This is a genomic window from Pseudoalteromonas sp. SG44-17 (assembly GCF_014164235.1).
Taxonomy (GTDB): domain Bacteria; phylum Pseudomonadota; class Gammaproteobacteria; order Enterobacterales; family Alteromonadaceae; genus Pseudoalteromonas; species Pseudoalteromonas rhizosphaerae.
The window spans coordinates 1-20,019 of record NZ_JACJEV010000052.1; the positions used below are offsets into that span (position 1 = coordinate 1).

At 37.9% G+C, this 20,019-nt stretch carries 16 protein-coding genes and 1 tRNA gene; 2 read left to right on the forward strand and 15 right to left on the reverse strand.

The annotated features are described in order from the left end of the window. Positions 1–720: 720 nt before the first annotated feature. From rfaH to H5182_RS20995, 13 genes are all read right to left on the reverse strand, one after another. Positions 721–1,209 (reverse strand): transcription/translation regulatory transformer protein RfaH, encoded by a 489-nt coding sequence (gene rfaH, locus H5182_RS20935; RefSeq protein ID WP_145236600.1) that lies wholly within the window; start codon positions 1,207–1,209, stop codon positions 721–723. Positions 1,210–1,563: 354 nt separating this feature from the next. Beyond that, a complete protein-coding gene (locus H5182_RS20940) occupies positions 1,564–2,163 on the reverse strand; it encodes an SDR family oxidoreductase (protein ID WP_182760563.1) in 600 nt (199 codons plus the stop codon). Further along, positions 2,160–2,609, reverse strand: a complete 450-nt coding sequence (locus tag H5182_RS20945; protein ID WP_145236594.1) for an adenylyltransferase/cytidyltransferase family protein — start codon at positions 2,607–2,609, stop codon at positions 2,160–2,162. Before H5182_RS20945 ends, H5182_RS20940 begins: the two co-directional genes overlap by 4 nt. A 29-nt stretch (positions 2,610–2,638) precedes the next feature. Next, entirely contained in the window at positions 2,639–3,538 is a 900-nt protein-coding gene (locus H5182_RS20950; RefSeq protein ID WP_182760564.1) for a hypothetical protein, read from the reverse strand. Beyond that, the gene (locus tag H5182_RS20955; protein WP_182760565.1) at positions 3,531–4,577 is read right to left on the reverse strand and encodes a hypothetical protein; all 1,047 of its coding nucleotides are present in this window, start codon (positions 4,575–4,577) and stop codon (positions 3,531–3,533) included. The genes H5182_RS20950 and H5182_RS20955 overlap by 8 nt, the downstream gene beginning before the upstream one ends. Next, complete coding sequence (locus H5182_RS20960) at positions 4,570–5,379, reverse strand: phosphorylcholine transferase LicD (protein WP_182760566.1); 810 nt, start codon at positions 5,377–5,379, stop codon at positions 4,570–4,572. Before H5182_RS20960 ends, H5182_RS20955 begins: the two co-directional genes overlap by 8 nt. After that, the gene (locus tag H5182_RS20965) at positions 5,376–6,407 is read right to left on the reverse strand and encodes a hypothetical protein (RefSeq protein ID WP_182732586.1); all 1,032 of its coding nucleotides are present in this window, start codon (positions 6,405–6,407) and stop codon (positions 5,376–5,378) included. The genes H5182_RS20960 and H5182_RS20965 overlap by 4 nt, the downstream gene beginning before the upstream one ends. An 87-nt stretch (positions 6,408–6,494) precedes the next feature. Then, complete coding sequence (locus H5182_RS20970) at positions 6,495–7,313, reverse strand: glycosyltransferase (protein ID WP_145236578.1); 819 nt, start codon at positions 7,311–7,313, stop codon at positions 6,495–6,497. Continuing rightward, a complete protein-coding gene (locus H5182_RS20975; RefSeq protein WP_404936227.1) occupies positions 7,314–8,246 on the reverse strand; it encodes a sugar transferase in 933 nt (310 codons plus the stop codon). Positions 8,247–8,353: 107 nt separating this feature from the next. Beyond that, on the reverse strand, positions 8,354–9,286 hold the full coding sequence (locus tag H5182_RS20980; protein ID WP_259398339.1) for a Wzz/FepE/Etk N-terminal domain-containing protein: 933 nt from the start codon (positions 9,284–9,286) through the stop codon (positions 8,354–8,356). Positions 9,287–9,383: 97 nt separating this feature from the next. Beyond that, positions 9,384–12,059, reverse strand: a complete 2,676-nt coding sequence (locus tag H5182_RS20985; RefSeq protein WP_182760569.1) for an SLBB domain-containing protein — start codon at positions 12,057–12,059, stop codon at positions 9,384–9,386. A 121-nt stretch (positions 12,060–12,180) separates the two neighbouring features. Beyond that, positions 12,181–12,957, reverse strand: a complete 777-nt coding sequence (locus tag H5182_RS20990; protein ID WP_145236566.1) for a YdiY family protein — start codon at positions 12,955–12,957, stop codon at positions 12,181–12,183. Between the two features lie 32 nt (positions 12,958–12,989). Further along, the gene (locus H5182_RS20995) at positions 12,990–13,808 is read right to left on the reverse strand and encodes a mechanosensitive ion channel family protein (RefSeq protein ID WP_145236563.1); all 819 of its coding nucleotides are present in this window, start codon (positions 13,806–13,808) and stop codon (positions 12,990–12,992) included. Positions 13,809–14,091: 283 nt separating this feature from the next. Between H5182_RS20995 and H5182_RS21000 the strand changes: the two genes are divergently transcribed. Next, positions 14,092–14,167, forward strand: a tRNA-His gene (locus H5182_RS21000). A 633-nt stretch (positions 14,168–14,800) separates the two neighbouring features. After that, positions 14,801–15,268, forward strand: coding sequence for an REP-associated tyrosine transposase (locus H5182_RS21005; protein ID WP_182735662.1), 468 nt, complete (start codon positions 14,801–14,803; stop codon positions 15,266–15,268). 383 nt (positions 15,269–15,651) lie between these two features. Here H5182_RS21005 and nagP read toward each other — a convergent pair whose 3' ends face one another. Beyond that, positions 15,652–16,947, reverse strand: a complete 1,296-nt coding sequence (gene nagP, locus H5182_RS21010) for an N-acetylglucosamine MFS transporter NagP (RefSeq protein ID WP_145236559.1) — start codon at positions 16,945–16,947, stop codon at positions 15,652–15,654. A gap of 256 nt (positions 16,948–17,203) precedes the next feature. After that, positions 17,204–19,852 carry a family 20 glycosylhydrolase gene (locus tag H5182_RS21015; RefSeq protein ID WP_182760570.1) on the reverse strand — a complete coding sequence of 883 codons (2,649 nt, stop codon included), beginning with the start codon at positions 19,850–19,852 and terminating at the stop codon, positions 17,204–17,206. Positions 19,853–20,019: the final 167 nt, after the last annotated feature.

Genomic DNA, 20,019 nt, shown 5'->3' on the forward strand with positions numbered 1-20,019 from the left:
CTAGGTTCTAGGTTCTAGGTTAATCAGTTTTAAAGCTAAAGATGAAAGATCAAACCTTTCGCGGCTAAAGCCGGCTCCTACGAAAACCTTTTTTGCACAAAGAGAAGACAATGAGGGTAAATGAGAAAACATACCTATTTATATCTTACTCTTAAGCGCAGCGTCTCTTAACCTCTTTGTGAGTAAATCACTTAAAATCTTTTGCTCGAGATAAACCCACGCCTACAAAACAATTTTTACCACCGAGGGCACCGAGTCGCTTTGCTGCACTAAGAAACCATTCGCGGCTAAAGCCCGCTCCTACGAAAACCACTTTTTGCACAAAGAGAAAACAATGAGGGTAAATTAGAAAACATACCTATTTATATCTTCCTCTTAAGCGCAGCGTCCTCTTGTCCTCTTTGTGAATAAATCACTAAAAATCTTTTACTTGTCTAGTCCTTCGGACACGCTTCACGTTCCAGTTCGTCGCAGAGCTCCTCTCGCTCCAGCATGAAAGCAAAACTTTTTGCTTGTCTAGTCCTTCGGACACGCTTCCGCCCCTAGGTTACAGTTCCTACGTTCTGGTCAGTTTAATTCAAATTGTAAAATACAAAACCTTTCGCGGTAGCAAGCTACTCGCCTACACGTAATTTAACACCGTAGGCGTTAAGCTTGCTGACGCGTGTTCATTAGGTCATTGTCACTTCCCTAGTGCCTTTAACCTTTAACTTAAAACTTTTAACCTACTTTTCTTACGTCGCAGTTATCTACGCTCATCTCTATTTGTTTATTGAGTAGGTTGACTAACAATATACTGCGCATATCGCCGTCGGGCTCTTTAAATATTGCTTGTACGTCTTTAAACGAGCCATTATTTAGACACACTAAATCACCTGGTTCCGGTAAGCTATTATTATCTTGCGTTAGCTCGAAATTTTTTAATTCTTTGATAAGTTGATCAGGTACTAATTGATACGATGCACCATACGACACAAAACCACTTATACCACGGGTGTTTTTTACCGCAGCAAAGTTACCGGTTTGAGGATTTAAGCGAACAAATAAATAATTAGGAAACACAGCAGATTGCTTAAAAGTACGACGACCTTTAATTAGCTGTTGTTTTTGTAGCTGAGGAAAAAAAGCTTCAATCCCTTGGTTTTGTAAATTAACTTGGGCACGAGCTTCTTGCCTTGATTTACAAAATAATAAGTACCAACTATCCATATCAATCCCTAAAACAGTGACTTTTTGCCTGAGACCTTGTTGTTGTTATTTCAGACGGTGGGGATTATACGTGCTCGATTAGGGTAGTGTCTATAAAAAAACCCATTAAAACTTTTCATGTTTAATGGGTTTTCATTAGTTCTGCCATTGAGGATAATTTGATTAAGTAAAAACTGAGAAACTAAACAGAGACTTACTAATTTTTTACTATGCTTTTTTGTTAAGGTTATGCGCAACCACAGATCACTTTAAATTTAGTAAAACCAAGTAAATTGAGTCAAAAAACCCTAGAGTAAAAACACTCAGCAGAACAAAAAGCTAGCAAGCTAGCGTGTTATTAAAACAACTCAACGATTAAAGCTGCTCTTCTGTTTGCTCATTTTTTCGATAGAAATATAGCTTACCGTTACTGTTTGCATTTATCGCAGCAAGGATCGGCTCGGCTCCTTCAGCAATCGTCATCACATTTGGGTTATCGATTAACAAGTTATCTCTTAGCTTCGTTTCAATGGCTCCTGGACATAATACGGTTATATCGTAACCATCCTTATGTAGCCCTTTTGACAAAGTAACCACACCAGCCTTAGCTGCACAATATGAAGTCCAATCTTTATAGCTGTTAAAAGCGGCTGTTGAAGCAATATTTATCAACTTAGTTTTTTTATTTGCTCTTAAAGCTGATCTACAAATAAGGTAAGTACCAATTAAGTTTACTTCAATATCTCTAATCCATAATTGCGGATCTGATTCAGCAACTAAACATGAATAAAGTGTTCCTGCAGCATTGATAACAATATCAAACTGGCGTCCGCTAAAATAACCTTCCACAGAGCTTGGATCTGCAACATTAAGATCAACACGCGACGGAGCCGCTACTTGGTGTCCGGCCGCTATTAAAGATTGTGTTAAAAATTTTGCAAGGTCACCCTGACCACCTGTTATTAATATATTCATTTTTTAGGCTCGGGAATTGGGTGTACATCACTTGGCTCAATAAGTTTTTTATATTGGTCGTAAATTTTCTTTTTTAAGTTGGTCGAGCTAACACCGGCCCCATAAGGAAAATAAAACACCTGTACGCCTTGATCTTTTAGGTAGTCGTATTTCCCTTTCCAGTCATCTCCAATAACAAAAATGTCGATATTTAAGTTCTCGACTGTTTCATTATGGTCTAATGTGCGTTGTGGGATCACCACGTCAGGGTCTCTTAAACCTTCAACAATGGCTATGCGCTCTTCAAACGGCACCGCTGGCGGCTTTTTATAAGAACATACAAGTTCGTCAGTACTAACACCTACAATAAGGGTGTCACCTAAACCACGACCGTAATTGATCATTTTTAAATGATTACTGTGAAACAGGTCAAAGGTCCCCGATACATACACAACTCTACTCTTCATAATATACCTCTTTAATTTTCTTTCGTTTATTAGCTATCGCCAGCTAACAATTTATATAACCGTACAAGTAACGCTGCAAATACAATACACGCAGAAAATAACACTAATTTATTATAATTTACGGAAACTTTTCGCTTTACGAAAACCGTAGGCATCGTACTTGTTGCTACCAGTAAAACCGTCACTATCAACAACAACCTGCCCGACACAATAGCAAAGCTTGAAAATAAAATTGTAAGTAACAAAAACGACTTTACTAAATAAAAATCTTTTGCCCGGTTTAGTTTTACTTCACTTTTAAACTTAAAAAACTCTAAGAGTAAAATAAAAAATAAAAACACCTTTCCAACTAACGATAATGGCTCTAAGTAAACAGTGCCTTCATAGCCATAGCCTAGCTTAGAACCGATCATAATAATTATATCGCGGATGATCTCACTGAGAATAAAAGCACTGCAACCGCAAGCTAAAAACAAAGTAGGCGTAGCAAACTTTATAAATAGCCTATTAGTTATATATCCTGCAAAAGCTAAAACACCTGCGGCAGGATGAACAAGCACCGAGGTAGCCGACAAAACTTTTAGTTTTTTAGCATATATCAGCAATGCAATTGCCCCAAAAGCCCCCGTAAAAAACCGCGTTTGTTCGTTTAGTATTTCACCTACTAAAACAATTAACACAACCATAAAAAATAAGTTTCGGGTTAGCGCCGCTATTGATACCGCCATAATAACTAGATAACTTAAATGCACATAAAAGTAGCTTAAACCTAAGCTTCTGAATACATCGCCCAGAACAATAAAGAGATAACCAAATGCCTCTTGCCCTTTGTTATAGGCAGTCATTAACTTTTGGTAATCATCTAAATATTCATTTGTAGCGACTAAAGCTATCAAAATAATAAATGCGCGAAATAATAAGTTAACCATTTATTAGGCTTTTATCTTCTATATTTTGCTTAAAGTCATTATTTGATTGCATAGGCCTTTTTTGTAATAGACTTTCTAGCTGATGAACATTAGCAATATCTTCAGATATAATTAAATAAGGATAATATTTTATATCAGCAAAGAAAGTGCAACTTCTATTAACAACAACCCACATGTCTTGGCTAATTGCCTCCGCCAATACACGCGGAAAACCTTCATAATATTCATGTGTTATGCACACTAATACCGCATATTGAGAAATCTCTTTAGCCACTAATTCAGGAGCTACAATTCCTTGATAGCTTATTCCATTAGGAATTGCATTTGATTCGCCAGGCCCATACAAATTCAACTCGCCAGGAATACATTTTACAAACCGAGAGAGCTCTGCATTACCTTGAATTTTTGATGTGCGCCCTAAAAAAACAAACCCCTCTCGCTGCTTATTATAAGGGTAATGTTTTGGTAAATAGTCGATAAGATAGGTGCTATCTTTAATATTAAACGCTTCTTGTACCTGATTTCCAGTATGAAAAAACTTAGCACCACTACGCTCTGCTTTTTTTAAAATGAGCGTGGTAAGTTTTCCATTTAAAAATTTAAATAAATTAGCTACAGTAAAATTACGCTTTAAAAAAGCCCAGGTTAATCTGTTAGCGCAAATGTGAATATACATTTTTTCTGCGTATTTCTTCTTCCAGCATGTACTTAACAATAGCGGTATCAACGAAGGGGCTCTTAGCCAAATCAGCGATGATTGATTTTTTTCTTGGCGAATGACCTTTTGCACCCTACCAAAATCCTCTCTGTGCGAATTACTAAACAACAAACCTTTAATCATACTAAGCGTATTTTTAGACTCCGGTAGAGAAATTATTTTTTGATTTTCTTGCTCAGAATCTCCAGCGCCACGCATAATAAGCGACATTTTATAGCCATTAAAATACTCTTTTAACCATGAAACACTGGGATTAGAAGTTGCATCACCTTTAACAAATGGCGCTTCACCAAGTATAATTAGAACTTTTTTTTCATTCATCGATGTGCTTAACCTTCACAATATGCTGAAAGCGCATACTTTCTGGTGGTAGACTCATATAATTACCATACCGACAAGTTAAGTACGTTTCTGCTGACTGTGGCCCTTTAAAGATATAATCATTTATTACAAACTCTTGTTTTGCTGGCCACATGGCAGATTTATCGATCTTTAAGTTTGTAAATGGTGTTTCAACACCATAGCCTATAAAAGTTTTAGAGGTGGTTGACGCCTTTTGTTTTACATAGTTAATAGCAGCATCACGTATACTATTTACTAGTTTTTCAGGCACTAAACGTAATAATTTCACTAAGTTTCGAAATATAACGCCTTTATTTTTTAGATGGAATTGGCTCATCGATTTGGCAAGCACTAATTTACCAATGTATTTATTGCAAAAGTTACCTAAAAAATTATCGGGATATTCATCAACTGGGAATATGTCTAAAAAGATACCATATGGGCAGAATTCAGGCATGCCATTCGCTAACTCGTTAATTTCGGCAACGCGCGTGCCTTTCATATACACTTTAGCTGGCGTAGCTGGTTTATAGTAATTATGGTCGCCCACTTTGATCAGTGCAAAGCGGTTATCTTCTTTCCAGCATTTTAAAAAACGATTATAGTCGTCTCTAGGCATTACGACATCAAAATCATCATCCCAAGGAACAAACCCCTTATGACGCACAGCTCCTATTAAACTGCCGCCACAGATCGAGTACTCAAGGTTATGCTCTGTACAAAACTTGTCAAACATAATTGCTATCTCAAGCATATTATTTTGTATCTCAAGTAACTTCATAGTTTATTCTCCAGCATTAATGACTGCCTTCTAATGATAAAATTCATTGCGCATCCTAAAAGAAAATAAATGTATAGCTCGTGGTTAGATAAATCAAAGAGATAAAAAGGCACTATTAATAACAGTGCTTGCACTATTCCGCCGAGATTAAATAAACGATTAGGCCTAACTAGTTGCTGTAATAACTGGCCCCAAAATACATTTAATATACTTACAAGAAAGATTAAAAATAATGCATCCACGTAATAGAAAAGCACAAAAACTACAACTAAAAAATATGGTAATATTTTTTTATTAATTGTTAACAGTGTTTTTTTATGTGAGTCAGCTAACACTTTTTTATTTTTTCTAAATATTAATGTTGTTAATACCGAACTGAGTCGTTCGAAAACCCGTAAGGCACGCTCTAAAGCAACAATTATTGCCGAGTTTAAAGACTGACTATTAAGTACATTCGACATAAAAATAAGCCAAGCTACCGAAAATAAGGCACCACTTGTTATAAAAGGAAAGTGCTCATTAACAAATAATCGATAATTTTGCCAATCCAAAAACTGTACTTTAAAAATATATGAGGCAGTAATAAACACATTTAACGCTGTAGTTACGATTAGAAAGTACCAAATAGGCTCTTTGTTAATTATACAAACGTACAATATGATTAACTTTAATATGCTTTCGGCCCACGCTATAGCCGTTGGTAACTTGTTTAAGCCCAAAACATATAAAAATGCCCAGCTAGGCAAAGAACTCAAAATCAGTAAAACGATAAAGTTAGTTGAATAATTAATTTCTAAAAAAGTAAATTCAAAACCAGAAAAGTAAACAGCTCCTGCAGCTATAAACCTAACTAAACCATATATCCCAGCAAAGTTTATTAATCCTTCTTTTTTACGATCTTTCTGCACCAGATAATGAGTTGTATTACTAAAGCCACTAGAGAGTAAACCAACACCGAATGTACAGGCATAAAAAAACAACATCCCCTGCTCTGGCTTATCTCCCTGAAAAATGATAATTGGCGCCATTAAGCTAAAGGCTAATTGGGGGAAATATAAAGCTGCAGCAGAAAGTAAGGCTGTTATTTTAGTACGCGCATATTTAGAAATGATGGCTTAATTCCTCAAGAATACTTTGTATATACTTTTTAGAATTGATACAGGCAAAAGGCGAGTCGACGCTCTTAAACAAAACAATATAGCGCCACTCAATTTACTGGTATATCCAAGTTGATTTTTAACTTTGGCTAATTGCCACTCTGACTTTACATAATTCCAACCGGAACGCCTTTTTTCCATTCCATTGCCAATACGAGCATCAACCAATGACTCTGGCATTAAGATAAATTGAGCATTATTACTTTTCATGCGTAGCCACAGATAGTAATCCTCCATAAAATGAAGGTGCAAGTAACCTCCTGCAAGTAAAACGGCATCCTTTTTAAACAACACAGCCATATGATTTATAACATTTCTTTTTGCCAGTTGTTTTTTTAAATGTTCTGATTGCGACGCACAACGGAAACGCTGCAAATCCCCAGGAACTTGATCAAACTCTTCTACGGTAGCACTAACCAGATCAGCATTTTTCTCAACAGCTATCTTAAGTTGCTTTTCAAAGCGTTCAGGTGCATTTATATCATCGGTATCAAAACGTGCTATATAACTATGCGTGCATGCTGCCAAGCCATGATTAAGCGCATCACCTAAGCCTTGGTTAGTTTGCAGTGCAACTACTTTAATATTTAACTTTTTTTGCCATCGCTGTACGATAATTTGTAGTTCATCACCTACAGGTCCATCAAATACCAGTATAACTTCATCAGCTTTTAAGCTCTGTTCATTCAAGCTAGAAAGCGCCATTTGCAAATATTCTGGTGATTCTCCATGATACAAAGAACCTAGCGCAGAGAATTTGGGAAGTAGTAATCCCATTTATCGCCCCATCCCAAAGATCACCGTCTTTACTGTTAATAACAGTATTTTTAAATCCAAAAAACTTGAGTGATGCTTAATATAGTGAATATCGTACTTGTGTTTCCATACTGCATCTTCAACTGAAGCGCCATATGGATAGCTTACCTGCGCTAATCCAGTCACTCCTGGTTTAACTGCATGCCTAAAGCGATAGTAAGGGATCACTTTCTCGAGTTCAGTAATAAAAATTTCTCGTTCCGGCCTAGGACCTACAATCGACATTTCACCTTTGAGGACATTGACTAGCTGTGGAATTTCATCAATTCGTGTTTTCCTAATGAAATGACCGACTTTAGTTACTCTTATGTCATTTTCGTCAGCCCATTGTGCGCCATCTTTTTCGGCGTCATTTCGCATGGAACGAAATTTAATAACCTTAAATTCTTTATTATATTGCCCTGTTCTTTTTTGCAAAAAAAACAATGGCCCCTTGCTCTCTAGCTTTATTGCAATTGCAGCTAATAAAGAAATTGGCAGAGTAACAATCAAGATCGCTAAGGAACTAGTAATATCTAAAAATCGCTTAACTAATTGGGTTCTCTTTTGCGATAAAATAGAAAACGCTTTTTGATGCAAAAAGTAGCTACTATGAAGCAGTGACACCTCAGTATATTTTAATCGCTCATCCAAGTAACTCACCAGGGGCTCAACCCAAGCTCCGCACTCTGTGGCACTCACTAAAAAGTTTCTTTGCTGTTTACCCAGCGCTGCACTCTTAAAGTGGCATATTACCTTTTTACTGAAATTATCAATGTTATAGCGATTTATGACTATGGTGAACTCGTAATTAATAGCAATAGCTTCCACTTCCGAGACGGCTTCATCAGGGCAATACAAGTATATAATATCTTGCTTTAATGCTTCTTTTTTCGATTTAAATGGTTTTTCCATTCGTCTCAAAATAGACATATCCTCAAAAGAAACACCTTCAGCTTGATTTGGTATTATTTTAAAACCCATAACAAAACCTTAAATCAACATAATTTTTCATAAATACACTAACCCTGACGATTAAAGTGTCTAAAAACCACAACCATTGAGCTGAGTAAAAAGCCTAATAATAAACCTATTAAACAGATTAGGGCACGGCTTGGTTTTGACTTTTCTTGTGGGGCAATCGCAGGATCAATTGTTTTAAAAACATACTCATCACGCACATTCGCTAACATAATAGTTCGCGCCTGTTCTTCAACCAACTTGTATAAAACAGCTCTAATATCAACAACTTTAGTCTGCTCTAATTGCTCTGTAAGAAACTCAGTGCTTTTTAGGGCCTCTGCTACGTCTCTTTCCTTCATTTCTTTGTTAATTTCTAAAATTAACCAGTTAACCCATTGCTGTGCGATAAAAGGTGATAGATGCTCTATCGATACTTGAACCATACCCGTATCTGGATCTTCCATAACATTAAACAACTCCATAAATACTTTATAAGCTTCTTGAGTTGATGGCTTAGGTGTATAGGGTGGACTCACCTCACGCACCCAAGTTTTAGTTGTTGGATCATACAAATCAGCATCAAAAGAAAGTGTATTGCTAGCTAGGCTCCAACTTTCTGCAGCAATAAGGTCAGGTAAAATTTTATATTTTTCAATAAAATTAGCTATGAACTGCCGAGATTTAATAACTTCAATTGCTAATTGAGTATTGCTGGTCGCTGGAGAACCAAGATTAATTCCAGCTAGACTAGCCATACCGCCTAATTGACCGGTTAAACCGGCCAAGCCACTATTGTCATTTTTTTCTGAAGGAGCGAGTAAAACTTCTGACTTATAAATGTTTGGCATTTGCAGTGCAAAAAACACAGAACCTAATAAGAATATTATGGTTGTAATTGATATAGCTAACTTACTTTTCCAAATAATTAAGAACAAATCTTTGTAATTAATTTCATCGACTAACAACTCTTTTTCCGTACCTAAATTTTGCATATTAACCATCTTCATTATCTTAAGTTACTTTTGAAAATACACTTTCGTATTCAAAGCTATAACTCTAATTAAGCTTAATAACTTATTAGTAATTTAATTAAATACTACTAATCGCAGCAACTGCTACACCAAGTTGATAAATGATTTGTGTGGCTGTGCTCCACAGTGTCAGGTTATCCATATAACCAGAATTGAGTGGAACTACAATTGTGTCACCAGCCTCTAGCATTTGTGAATCATTGACAGCAAACCAACTTCCTGAATTTGGAATTTTCACTGAGCCGTTGGCTTTGATAATATAGATACGCTCATCATCAGCGCGCTCTTTTAAACCACCACTAAGGGCGATGTAATCATTATATGAAATACCCGGTTTAAATAAGTGAGATGTGGCATAGTTTACTTCGCCTATTACACTGATAGAGTCACGCTTACTTGGCACATATAAAGTATCGCCGTCTTGCAGAACCAGCTTTTGTTTATCTTCAACGATTAAAGGAAGATCAATAACGAGTCGCCCTACCGCTTCTATATCTGCTAAGTCGATAAGTAACTTGTTCATCTCATCGTACGATAAAGTTCTGGCGCCTTTCTCAAAACTTTTTTGCGCAAGATCACGACGTAACTCTTCTGATAACTTAGTTAATTGCTGCTGCTCTTGTTTACGAATCGACTCGCGTGTGAAAATCGCAGCCTTCTCTTCAGCAAACTCTGAGAACCCACCTGCGCGCTCTAGTAGGTTAGTCAATGTTTCACCACGACGAATTGTATAAGTTCCAGGGAATTTAACTTCACCTTTTAACTCAACTTTTACATTTTCTTGCCAGTTAGGGATTGAGAATACATTTAAACTATCTTTACTTCGCAGTTTTCGGTTATCACCAAGTTCCCCTAGCATAGCTTTATGTAAATTAAACTTTATGTGCTCGACTTTAGAAGCATCACCAGCTAATAACCGGGTAATTTCAGCTTGCTCTGTATAAGCAGATTCAAGTAACCCACCTGCGGCTATAATTAGTTCGTTAACTTCAGCGCCTACTGTTAATGGATATACACCTGGGTAAGCAACGTGACCATTTATTTCAATTAACTGCATGGCTTGAGTTACTGAAGCTTGCTGTTTTAATTTAGCTTTGATTGGTTTTAATATGTTGTAGCGACTAAAGATTGAATAATCTTCAGGCGCAAGCTCAGCAGCCTCTTCAGCCGCTTTTCTTTGCTTGGCCAATTGAGCAATAGTTAAATTGGCGCCGTCATCAGGCTTTTTGAAAGGATCTTCACTTTGAATAACCCCTATGTATTTTTCGAATTCTTTCTTTTGATACTTATGCCACTGCTCAACTTTGATTTGTTGTTGCTGTTGTTTTTCGGTCAGTGCCATATTTGTTAGCGCTAACTCTTCAGCTTCTTTTGCTTCAAAGCGGCTAAAAACTAATAACTTGTCATTTGCTTGCAACTCTAAATCGTGTTCAGCTGCTTTTACAATCGCTTGCGCAATATCAAATTGATACACCTCAATATCGCCTGCAATATTGATTTCACGCACTAACAAAGCATAACTAAGGTCAGCTTGTGGTAACAAATCACCACGAACAGACGTAAATACATCAGAAATACGCTTACCTTGATGCCATTGATAACTTCCTGGGCGAGCTACTGCACCAATAACGGTAATTGAGTTTTGAATCTGTAAACTTACCGGATTAAAACGAATTCTGTCGCCATCTTGCGGAATATAGTTGATATCGTTAACACTAAAATCGACTGATAAAATTTCTTTCGCATTGTAATTATTAAAGCGCTCGATAATTGCTTTTTGTGCATACGCTTCTGGCTTTAAGCCACCGGCCATTTTCAATATATCTTGGGCAGTTTCATTATTTTTTATTTCAAAGATTGCAGGACGTTTAACCAGCCCTTCAACAGCAACTTGGGCCCCTACGGGTGGAACAAAAACCACATCGCCTGATTTTAAAGTGATATCGTTTCTACTATCACCTTTAATCAGTAATTCATACAGATCAAAGTTTGCAATGACTTTACCAGCACGTTTTACTTGAATATTACGTAAGGATGCAATGTCTGATACACCACCACTAATAAAAAGTGCATGCGACACTGTGGTCAACGACGATACGCTATAACTACCCGGCTTATATGCTTCACCTAACACTAAAATACGCATACTGCGCAATTGACCTAAAGATACAAACGCTTTTACGCCTATAATTTCTTGTTCAACTTTAGCTTTGATAAGTTCTTTTATTTCACCAAATGTAAGCCCAGCAACGGTGACAGGGCTTAAGTTAGGTATATTAATTCGGCCTTCACGATCCACTACAACTTCGTAGCTTTCACTTTCTTTACCATAAAAGTTAATTTTTAATTGATCACCGCGGCCAATTAAATATGTTTCTGGTACAGCCGCATTTTCACTTGGCATGAAGGTCGTAGGCTCACCAGAGAATAACTCGTAACCAAAAGGCTTGATTTCATCTCTTTGTGGATCAAAGCGTTCTTCGTCTGTTAAAACTGGCTCTTCTTGTTCTTGACGCGGATAAACAGTTTGTTGTTCTTCTGCTGCTGCGCTAGGTGATGATTGATTACCAGTGATACTCGTTAGATCAACACCATATTGCATAGCAAGTGCTTCTTGCTGCGCTTTCGGTAGCTTTTTAAATTGTTCAATTTGCGATGCAGTAGGAGTGAAAGCAAATGCAGATGCAGTCGTTAGCAGTAAAAAAAATATTAAAAATCGTTTAAAAAGCATCACAAGTAGGTTTTTCCTAGAACAACGGCCAAAAGATTGGCTATTCTACATTATTTACAAACAAATAAAAAAGGGACTTACGTCCCTTTATTACAGTTAAATGTCACTAAACGAGGCTTAATTGTTAAAAACTGTAAACCAATGTCAGCGACGTTTCTGTGTCTGTGCTTTCTTTGTCGTCAGCAACAACTGAGTTGTTAGTAATGTTATAAGCAACCTTCATTTGTAATGAACCGTTGATTTTAGCTAAAAGCGCTGTTTCTGAGCGTGTTTTAGTGTTGGTATCACCGTATTCGACTGAAACTAACTGAGTAAGCTTTGCGTTATCAGAAATTTGCCAATTATAATCAAGCTTACCTAGAGCGATAACCTCACCTTCACGCTCACCCGCTAAAGAGTTACCATTTTCATCAACTTCGGTACTCGTATCAGGATATTGAAAGTACTTATAACCAGGACCAATTTCAGCATTTAACCACATGTCAGAGCGGTCTAATAAACGTTGACCATAACCCGCTGAAATAACCGACTCACTACGATAAGCACCAAAGTAATCAGAAACGTGTGAACCATAAACATATAAATGCGCATGCTCTTCATTTAACTTATAGTTACCTTGTACTGATAACGAGTATTTTTCGTTAGTACGTTGCGTTTCTTTTATACCAGCATCATTCTCAACGTCGTCTTCTTTATAAAGACCGTTAATTTTATACTCGTTGTTCCAGCTTTCTAAGTTATGTAACGCCTTGATGCCGCCTTTAAGGGTGGTTGTTTCTGTATTACCGCTGGTAATAATTGCACCTAGCTCACTGGTAACTTCCCATGTTTTAGTATCTTCAGCGAATGCGTTAGTTGCAGCAGATGCTGCAACTAAAATTGATAAAAGCTTTAATTTCATTAAAAAATAACCTTTGCTACTTGTTTGGTTGATTAATCTTGCTTGTGAAGGTGAACATCCATTTGCGGAAATGGAATAGTGATATCCGCATCATCTAATGCGATTTTAATGTTCTCAATTAAAGACCAATAAGTTGGCCAGTAATCGCCTGAGTTAACCCAAGGACGCACAATGAAGTTTACGCTTGAATCTGCAAGCTCTGACACTGATACGTTATAAGCTGGATCTTTAAGAATGCGTGACTCTTGATCTAGGACTGATTTAAGTACTTCTTTTGCTTTGCGTAAGTCTGCATCGTAACCAACACCAATAACTAGATCGATACGGCGAGTTGATTCGCGCGAGTAATTAATAATTGAGTCAGACATAATTTTAGAGTTTGGCATGATGATAACTTTGTTATCTGGTGTGCGTAGTTCAGTAGAGAAAATTTCGATTTTTTTCACTGTACCAGCTTTACCGCCAGCTTCGACATAATCACCCGATTTGAAAGGACGAAGTAATATAATAAGTACGCCAGATGCGAAGTTAGATAGTGAACCTTGCAGTGCTAAGCCAACTGCTAAGCCTGCAGCACCTAAAATAGCGATAAATGAAGTGGTTTCTATGCCTATTTGTGACAATGCCATTAAGATTGTTGCCATAAATACGATGGCATAAACAATGCTAGATACGAACGAACCTACAGCTTTATCTACTTTCTTTTTGTCGAATGCTTTTTCAGTTAGGTTAGAGCAAAATTTTGCAACACGACCACCCAGTAAAAAGATCACCAATGCAATTACAGCTTGAATGCCATAATGCAAAATCAAACCTGAGTTTTCGTTTATCCAGTTAAGTATTGTATCCATTATCACTCCTGATATTCAGTATTAAGCAGTTTGCTGGTTAAATTATATCTGATTTCAATTTATTATTTAATTAATTAATCTATTTATCTTTAAAAGAACATCTTTAGGGTTAATTTTTATTTTACCTAACCAGATAAAAAAGTGATTTAAAAACTCATCACAAGGCCATTTTATGAACAAAAATATTCAATTCTAAATTTTTTTCATTTTTTTTGCTCTTAACCCTTCACAAGATTTATTATTTTATGTATTATCCGCGCCACACCAAACAAGGTGTGTTGTGGCGGTTGTAGCTCAGTTGGTAGAGCCCCGGATTGTGATTCCGGTTGTCGCGGGTTCAAGCCCCGTCAATCGCCCCATCTTTTCCCTTCTTAATTTCAATATCAAATACGTCTTAAAATTTCATCCTATTGATTAATTCATATTAAGCACAAGCCAGAAATAATGGCTGAAGCCTGTTCCTACAAGAAATATACACACATGCATTATCCCGTAGGTGAGCGCTTTAGCGCCGATTAGCTGTTGCGTATAACCTAAGCTTAAACATAATCACACCTGAAGCCTGTTCCTACAAGAAATATACACATGCATTACTCGTAGGAGAGCGCTTTAGCGCCGATCAGCTGTTGCATATAACCTAAGCTTAAACACAATCACGGCTGAAGCCTGTTCCTACAAGCAACATACACATGCATTATCCCGTAGGAGAGCGCTTTAGCGCCGATTAGCTTTTACATATAACCTAGGTCTAAACATAATCACGGCTGAAGCCTGCTCCCACAAGCAACATACACATGCATTATCCCGTAGTAGAGCGCTTTAGCGCCGATTAGCTGTTGCATATAACCTAAGCCTAAACACAATCACACCTGAAGCCTGCTCCTACAAGCAACATACAATATATACACATGACCTCGTAGGAGAGCGCTTTAGCGCCGATTGCATAATTTAATCTATACTTCATTAAACCGTTTTATATTTAAAGGATTAAAATGAAACTTCGGTCACAGCAGCTACGTCAACATCGTCACTCTATTATTAACCATTATTATTCTGTGACCACATGTACACATCAACGAGTTAAATTATTTGAAGATTTTTGTAATGCGCGAATTCTAATACGCTCACTAAAACAATCTGATTTAAATGGCTTAACTAAAACAATTTGCTTTGTAATAATGCCTGATCATATGCATTGGTTATTGCAGCTGAAAACACAAGATTCGCTATCTTCGGTGGTGGCTAAAGTAAAAGGGCGTACATCATTTCTCATGCACAAAGCTAAAAATGAGCAAATTTGGCAAGCTGGTTTCTACGATTCATTAATTCGAGATGAAGAACATTTATTACATCAAGCAAGATACATAGCTGCCAACCCAATGAGAGCCGGTATTGTTGACAACCTTGGAAGTTATCCCCATTGGGATTGTATTTATTTAAACCCCTCTGAACATGATTAACACAATCACGGCTGAAGCCTGTTCCTACAAGCAACAACACACACATGACCTCGTAGGAGAGCGCTTTAGCGCCGATTAGCTTTTACATATAACCTAGGTCTAAACATAATCACGGCTGAAGCCTGTTCCTACAATAAACATACAATACACACATGACCTCGTAGGAGAGCGCTTTAGCGCCGATTAGCGTACCCTCGCTAACTTTACTCTCGCCAGCTCGCAAGCTGCTTTCTTGCAGACAAAAAAATGCCACCTTTCGGTGGCATTACACACGGGATTATTTCTACATTATAGAAATTCTTTTCAAAAATAAGGTTCTAGGTGCTACAAAGTTTGTAATAGCTCGATTCTTGTCAAACTTTTCCTAGCACCTACGAAGTTATCTATTTCCAGCTTTTCATCTTGTGCCCTTTAACAGCATAGAAAAGGATGAATAAATAACAAGGTAACATTACGATATAAGCGCCCTGCTGAGCCTCGGCAGAATCCACACCACCGCTTGCTAGACCCCAAAATAGTGGTCCAAACGCACCACCGGCGATACCCATTACAAGCAGACCAGAACCAACACTGGTTAATTTACCTAACCCAGACAACGCTAACGGCCATACCGCAGGCCATACAATAGCATTCGCAAATCCTAACACAGCTATCATCAATAGTGTATCTGGTAATTGTACCTCTAAACCAAGCGCTGTTGCGACAACCACTGAACTAGTATCGCTAAATACCACGGCAAGGGTTAGTACGCAGCCTAAAATAGCAGACAAACTCAATGCAGTTTGCTGCGAAATAACACGTGGTATAAGTGCAATACCTAAGATATAACCCAGCACCATACAAGCCATCGTATAAGAGGTCATGACACTATATTTTTCAACACCTAGCGATAACGCAAAAGTACCAATGGTATCGCCTGCAATCACCTCCACGGCTACATAAACGAACAAAGCAAGCACACCTAGTGCAAGACTTGGATGGGAAAGCGCTTCTTTTACTTGCCCTTTAGCACCTTGCTCCTCATCATCAACAAGCTCTGGTAATGGCATCTTAGTCACGGCAAATGCCAGTGCACCAATAAATAGCGCTAACCCTAAATAAGGGTAAATTAAACTATTCGCCATTGAATCAATTTCAGCTTGTGATAAATCTTTACCAACGAGGCCAGTAAAATCACTTAAAATTAATGCTGTAAAAACGATTGGCGCAATCACGCCTGCGCCTTTATTTAATATCCCCATGATACTAACACGTGCAGCAGCTGACTCTTCAGGCCCAATCCTAACAACATACGGATTTACTGCTGTTTGCAACAAGGTTTGACCAGCCCCCATAACCAACTGCGCAAATAAAAACAAAGCAAACACTTGAGTTTTTGCAGCTGGAATAAATAACAAACCTGCCACCATCATGGTTGCCATACCGAGTGCCATACCATTTTTATAACCAACTTTACGAATGATCATTGCCGATGGCACTGCAGTAAAAGTAACAGCTATATAAAACGAGAATAAAATCAGTGACGCTTGAAATGGACTAAGCTGTAATACTTGTTTTAAGTATGGCATTAGTGAACCGTTCAACCAGGTTGCAAAACCTAGGATGAAGAATAAAGTGGCAACAATGGCCATGGGTATAAAGTTACTTTGTTTGTTTATTTTTGACACAGTGGCTTCCATAAAACTTCTTCTTGTTGCGAGCTATCGTTGTAATTATTTATTGCAATTAAGTTCAAAAAAACTTAAATCGACGATTAGCGTTGCTGTACTTTATAACACTTTGGCGACATTTAAATGACAATGTCGAAACAAAAATGACAGCGCTGCCATAAAACTTTACGTTAATTACAGCCATATTACTAGTAACAATTTATTTTACAACGGCACAAAAAAGGGCCTTTATGGCCCTTTCAAAACGTAATTAGTTACTAATATATTAATTTATATGAGTAATTCTGCTCTTCAGTTTACTATTTAAGCTACTACGTAATGCCACAGACTGCTGTTCAGAAACACTGATCGGAGCTGTATATTGCTGCCAACTCGCGCCATTATCTAAACTATACTCGGTATTTAAATATGCAAATGGCGTATTAATCTCAAGCTTACCATTGTTGATCACACCTCCAGGTACAGGTAAATTCAAAGTTACACCTGCATTTGCCAACTTTGTAAGCTCTTTCAAACCAACTGCAGCAGAAAATTGTGCCCAGTCTTTTTCTTGGCTTTTACGATCAACCTGCTCGCCCTCCCATGGTGCTTTATGCCATGCACGCTCAGCAACAGACAGAATTCGCGGGAATATCATTGCCAATACTTGATCTTCGGTTCGAATAGTTTCAGACCAAACTTGTCCTTGCATACCTAAGATGTTTTCTGGCTTTTCTAATTTTGGTAGTGGACGACCAACTAAAGCTTCAAGGTTATCTATCGGCTCCCGTGTTCGGGTGTAATCGGCATTGGCATACACATCGTCTGGCATATAATTAAATGCTTTTTTAGTATCGGTATAGCGAGTTGCCCAATAATACCCACGTTCTTCTGGGTGAGCTTCATAAGGATGGTCAAAGTATAAGTGTGTACCATGCGATAATATAACTTGATAACCTGCATTGGCAAGGCGGTAAGCTCTGTCTGCAACACCCCACTCCCAAATATTGTCCCAGACGTTTGCTGTAAAGGTTTTATTTGGAAATTCATCGCGCTTAAACGGGTTAGTGCGGTCATACATTAAACCATCTTCCCATGCACCTGGCGAAATACCGCGCTTTTCAAGTAACTTGGCCACACGTTGTGTAAAGTAAGGTTTTAGATCTGCGGCACCGGCAACCCCATTATTGGGGTCGGCAAACATTGCTTGGCATATTGGCGAGCCAACCCATGAACCGGCACCCACTTCATCGCCACCAAAGTGTAAGTTAGTCAATTGCACACCGGCTTCGCGGTACATTTGTTGTAATTCGTAGGTAACCTTATCTAAAAAAGCATAGGTTGAATCCATGCATACGTTCATCGAGTTATCTTTGTAGTTTTGCACCGTCATATATACCGAGGTGTCTTTTGGATCGCTCAATAAATATTGTGTCGCTGCACTAATATCGACTTGCTGCGTTTCTTTTCCTGCATTATTTTTATTAATAAGGTTATTTTTAGCTGTTTTTTGAGCTTCATCAGCAAGCTTATGATAACGCGCTTCCATTGCTTTGATTGATGCTCGAGCATGCCCCGGCCCTTCAATTTCAGGAATGATTTGAATATGGCGGTCTTTAGCAAATGTTAGTAATTCAATAAACTCGCTGCGGGTTAAGTAACCATTACCTGAGCCCGATTTAAATGGCCCGGTTCCTAACTGTGTTAATAAACATTCTTTTTCTTCAAGGTCAAAACAGCGATAACCACCAATATCAGTTAGCTCTGGTAATCCTGGAATTTCTAAGCGCCAACCTTCATCTTCTGAAAAGTGCCAATGTAGTTTATTCATTTTATAACGCGCCATTTGCTCAACCAATTTGAACATAGCGTCTTTGCCGTGGTAATTGCGGCCATTATCATAGTGCATACCACGCCAGGTATAACGAGGGCTGTCTTCAATCTCAAGTTGTGGAATGTCTACAGTACCTTGGCTATTTGCCGGGAGTAGATTAAGTAAGCTCTGCATGGCATAGAAGACACCGGCATTATCACTCCCAACAATTTCAATACGATCGTCATCTATTTCAAGAGTGTAACTTTCTGATTTACCACCGGCCAACTGTGGATTTACTTTTAAACTGATCAGTTTTTCTTTTGCTAGTTTGATGTGATCTGGCTGTGCTTTTAAGGTCAGGCCATAGTCATCTTGCAAATCTTGCATAAACACCATGACTTCGTTCTTTAACTGACCTTGGAAAGTGATCTGCCAGCTGCTATCAAGTGTTGCAGTACCGCGATTAAACTCTACTTTTTGTGGCTTTGGAATGATCCGCTTTAATGCGTCTTGTTGCGATACTTGACTTGTCGTTTGTTGATTACGCTCAAAACGCACTTTTGGGGTGACTAATACCGTTAAATCTTTTGGCTCGTTATAACGACGCAGTTGATTTTCACGCTCGAACGGTGCAACAAACTGGGTCATATCTTCGCTGTCAGTATTTGCAAAAATAGCCGGTTTATTATCACCAGATACAAAAAAAGCACGTGGCATAAAATCAGAATAAGCAACCACCCAAACTTGAGCGTCAAACTCAAGTACTAAGCTTTTACCTGAAGCTAACCCTGTAAAGTTTTTAGTTGGGGTAATGCGATGTAAATCACCATTTACGTGTTCAATATTTAAACCCGCAACTAGCTCAGTACTGATCTTACGAACTGAGTGAATATACAACTGCCAGTCACTTTCACCTGCAGGAAGTGCAACATCAGATTGGTTGTTTAGTGTAATAGTTCCTAAAAAACCAGCGTCTTTATTATGAAAGTTATCTACCACAGCAAATGTCAGAGTGGTCTCTTTGGCAAAGTTATTCACATCAGTTTGCGAAAACTGCGCCTGTGCCATTAATGGCATTATCGCGATCAAACTCGCTAAAGTTCGCTTTTTAAAATCCATTGCTCTCTCCTCGTTGTATACCCTAAGACTACGCATTTCCCCCCACGTAATCTGTTATTTATTATTATTTATTCACCACCATCATATAAAAGATAAAATGACAGCGCTATCATTAATTGAAAAAATAGGGAATAAGCGGTAAGCGGTAAGCGGTAAGCGGTAAGCGG

Excerpts from the sequence above, each read along its gene's own strand:
- H5182_RS20945 (WP_145236594.1), bottom strand. The coding sequence starts at position 2,609 with ATGAAGAGTAGAGTTGTGTATGTATCGGGGACCTTTGACCTGTTTCAC.
- rfaH (WP_145236600.1), bottom strand. The coding sequence starts at position 1,209 with ATGGATAGTTGGTACTTATTATTTTGTAAATCAAGGCAAGAAGCTCGT.
- H5182_RS20940 (WP_182760563.1), bottom strand. The coding sequence starts at position 2,163 with ATGAATATATTAATAACAGGTGGTCAGGGTGACCTTGCAAAATTTTTA.
- H5182_RS21005 (WP_182735662.1), top strand. The coding sequence starts at position 14,801 with ATGAAACTTCGGTCACAGCAGCTACGTCAACATCGTCACTCTATTATT.
- nagP (WP_145236559.1), bottom strand. The coding sequence starts at position 16,947 with ATGGAAGCCACTGTGTCAAAAATAAACAAACAAAGTAACTTTATACCC.
- H5182_RS20975 (WP_404936227.1), bottom strand. The coding sequence starts at position 8,246 with ATGGAAAAACCATTTAAATCGAAAAAAGAAGCATTAAAGCAAGATATT.
- H5182_RS20965 (WP_182732586.1), bottom strand. The coding sequence starts at position 6,407 with ATGGCGCCAATTATCATTTTTCAGGGAGATAAGCCAGAGCAGGGGATG.
- H5182_RS20990 (WP_145236566.1), bottom strand. The coding sequence starts at position 12,957 with ATGAAATTAAAGCTTTTATCAATTTTAGTTGCAGCATCTGCTGCAACT.
- H5182_RS20950 (WP_182760564.1), bottom strand. The coding sequence starts at position 3,538 with ATGGTTAACTTATTATTTCGCGCATTTATTATTTTGATAGCTTTAGTC.
- H5182_RS20995 (WP_145236563.1), bottom strand. The coding sequence starts at position 13,808 with ATGGATACAATACTTAACTGGATAAACGAAAACTCAGGTTTGATTTTG.
- H5182_RS21015 (WP_182760570.1), bottom strand. The coding sequence starts at position 19,852 with ATGGATTTTAAAAAGCGAACTTTAGCGAGTTTGATCGCGATAATGCCA.
- H5182_RS20960 (WP_182760566.1), bottom strand. The coding sequence starts at position 5,379 with ATGAAGTTACTTGAGATACAAAATAATATGCTTGAGATAGCAATTATG.
- H5182_RS20970 (WP_145236578.1), bottom strand. The coding sequence starts at position 7,313 with ATGGGATTACTACTTCCCAAATTCTCTGCGCTAGGTTCTTTGTATCAT.
- H5182_RS20955 (WP_182760565.1), bottom strand. The coding sequence starts at position 4,577 with ATGAATGAAAAAAAAGTTCTAATTATACTTGGTGAAGCGCCATTTGTT.
- H5182_RS20980 (WP_259398339.1), bottom strand. The coding sequence starts at position 9,286 with ATGCAAAATTTAGGTACGGAAAAAGAGTTGTTAGTCGATGAAATTAAT.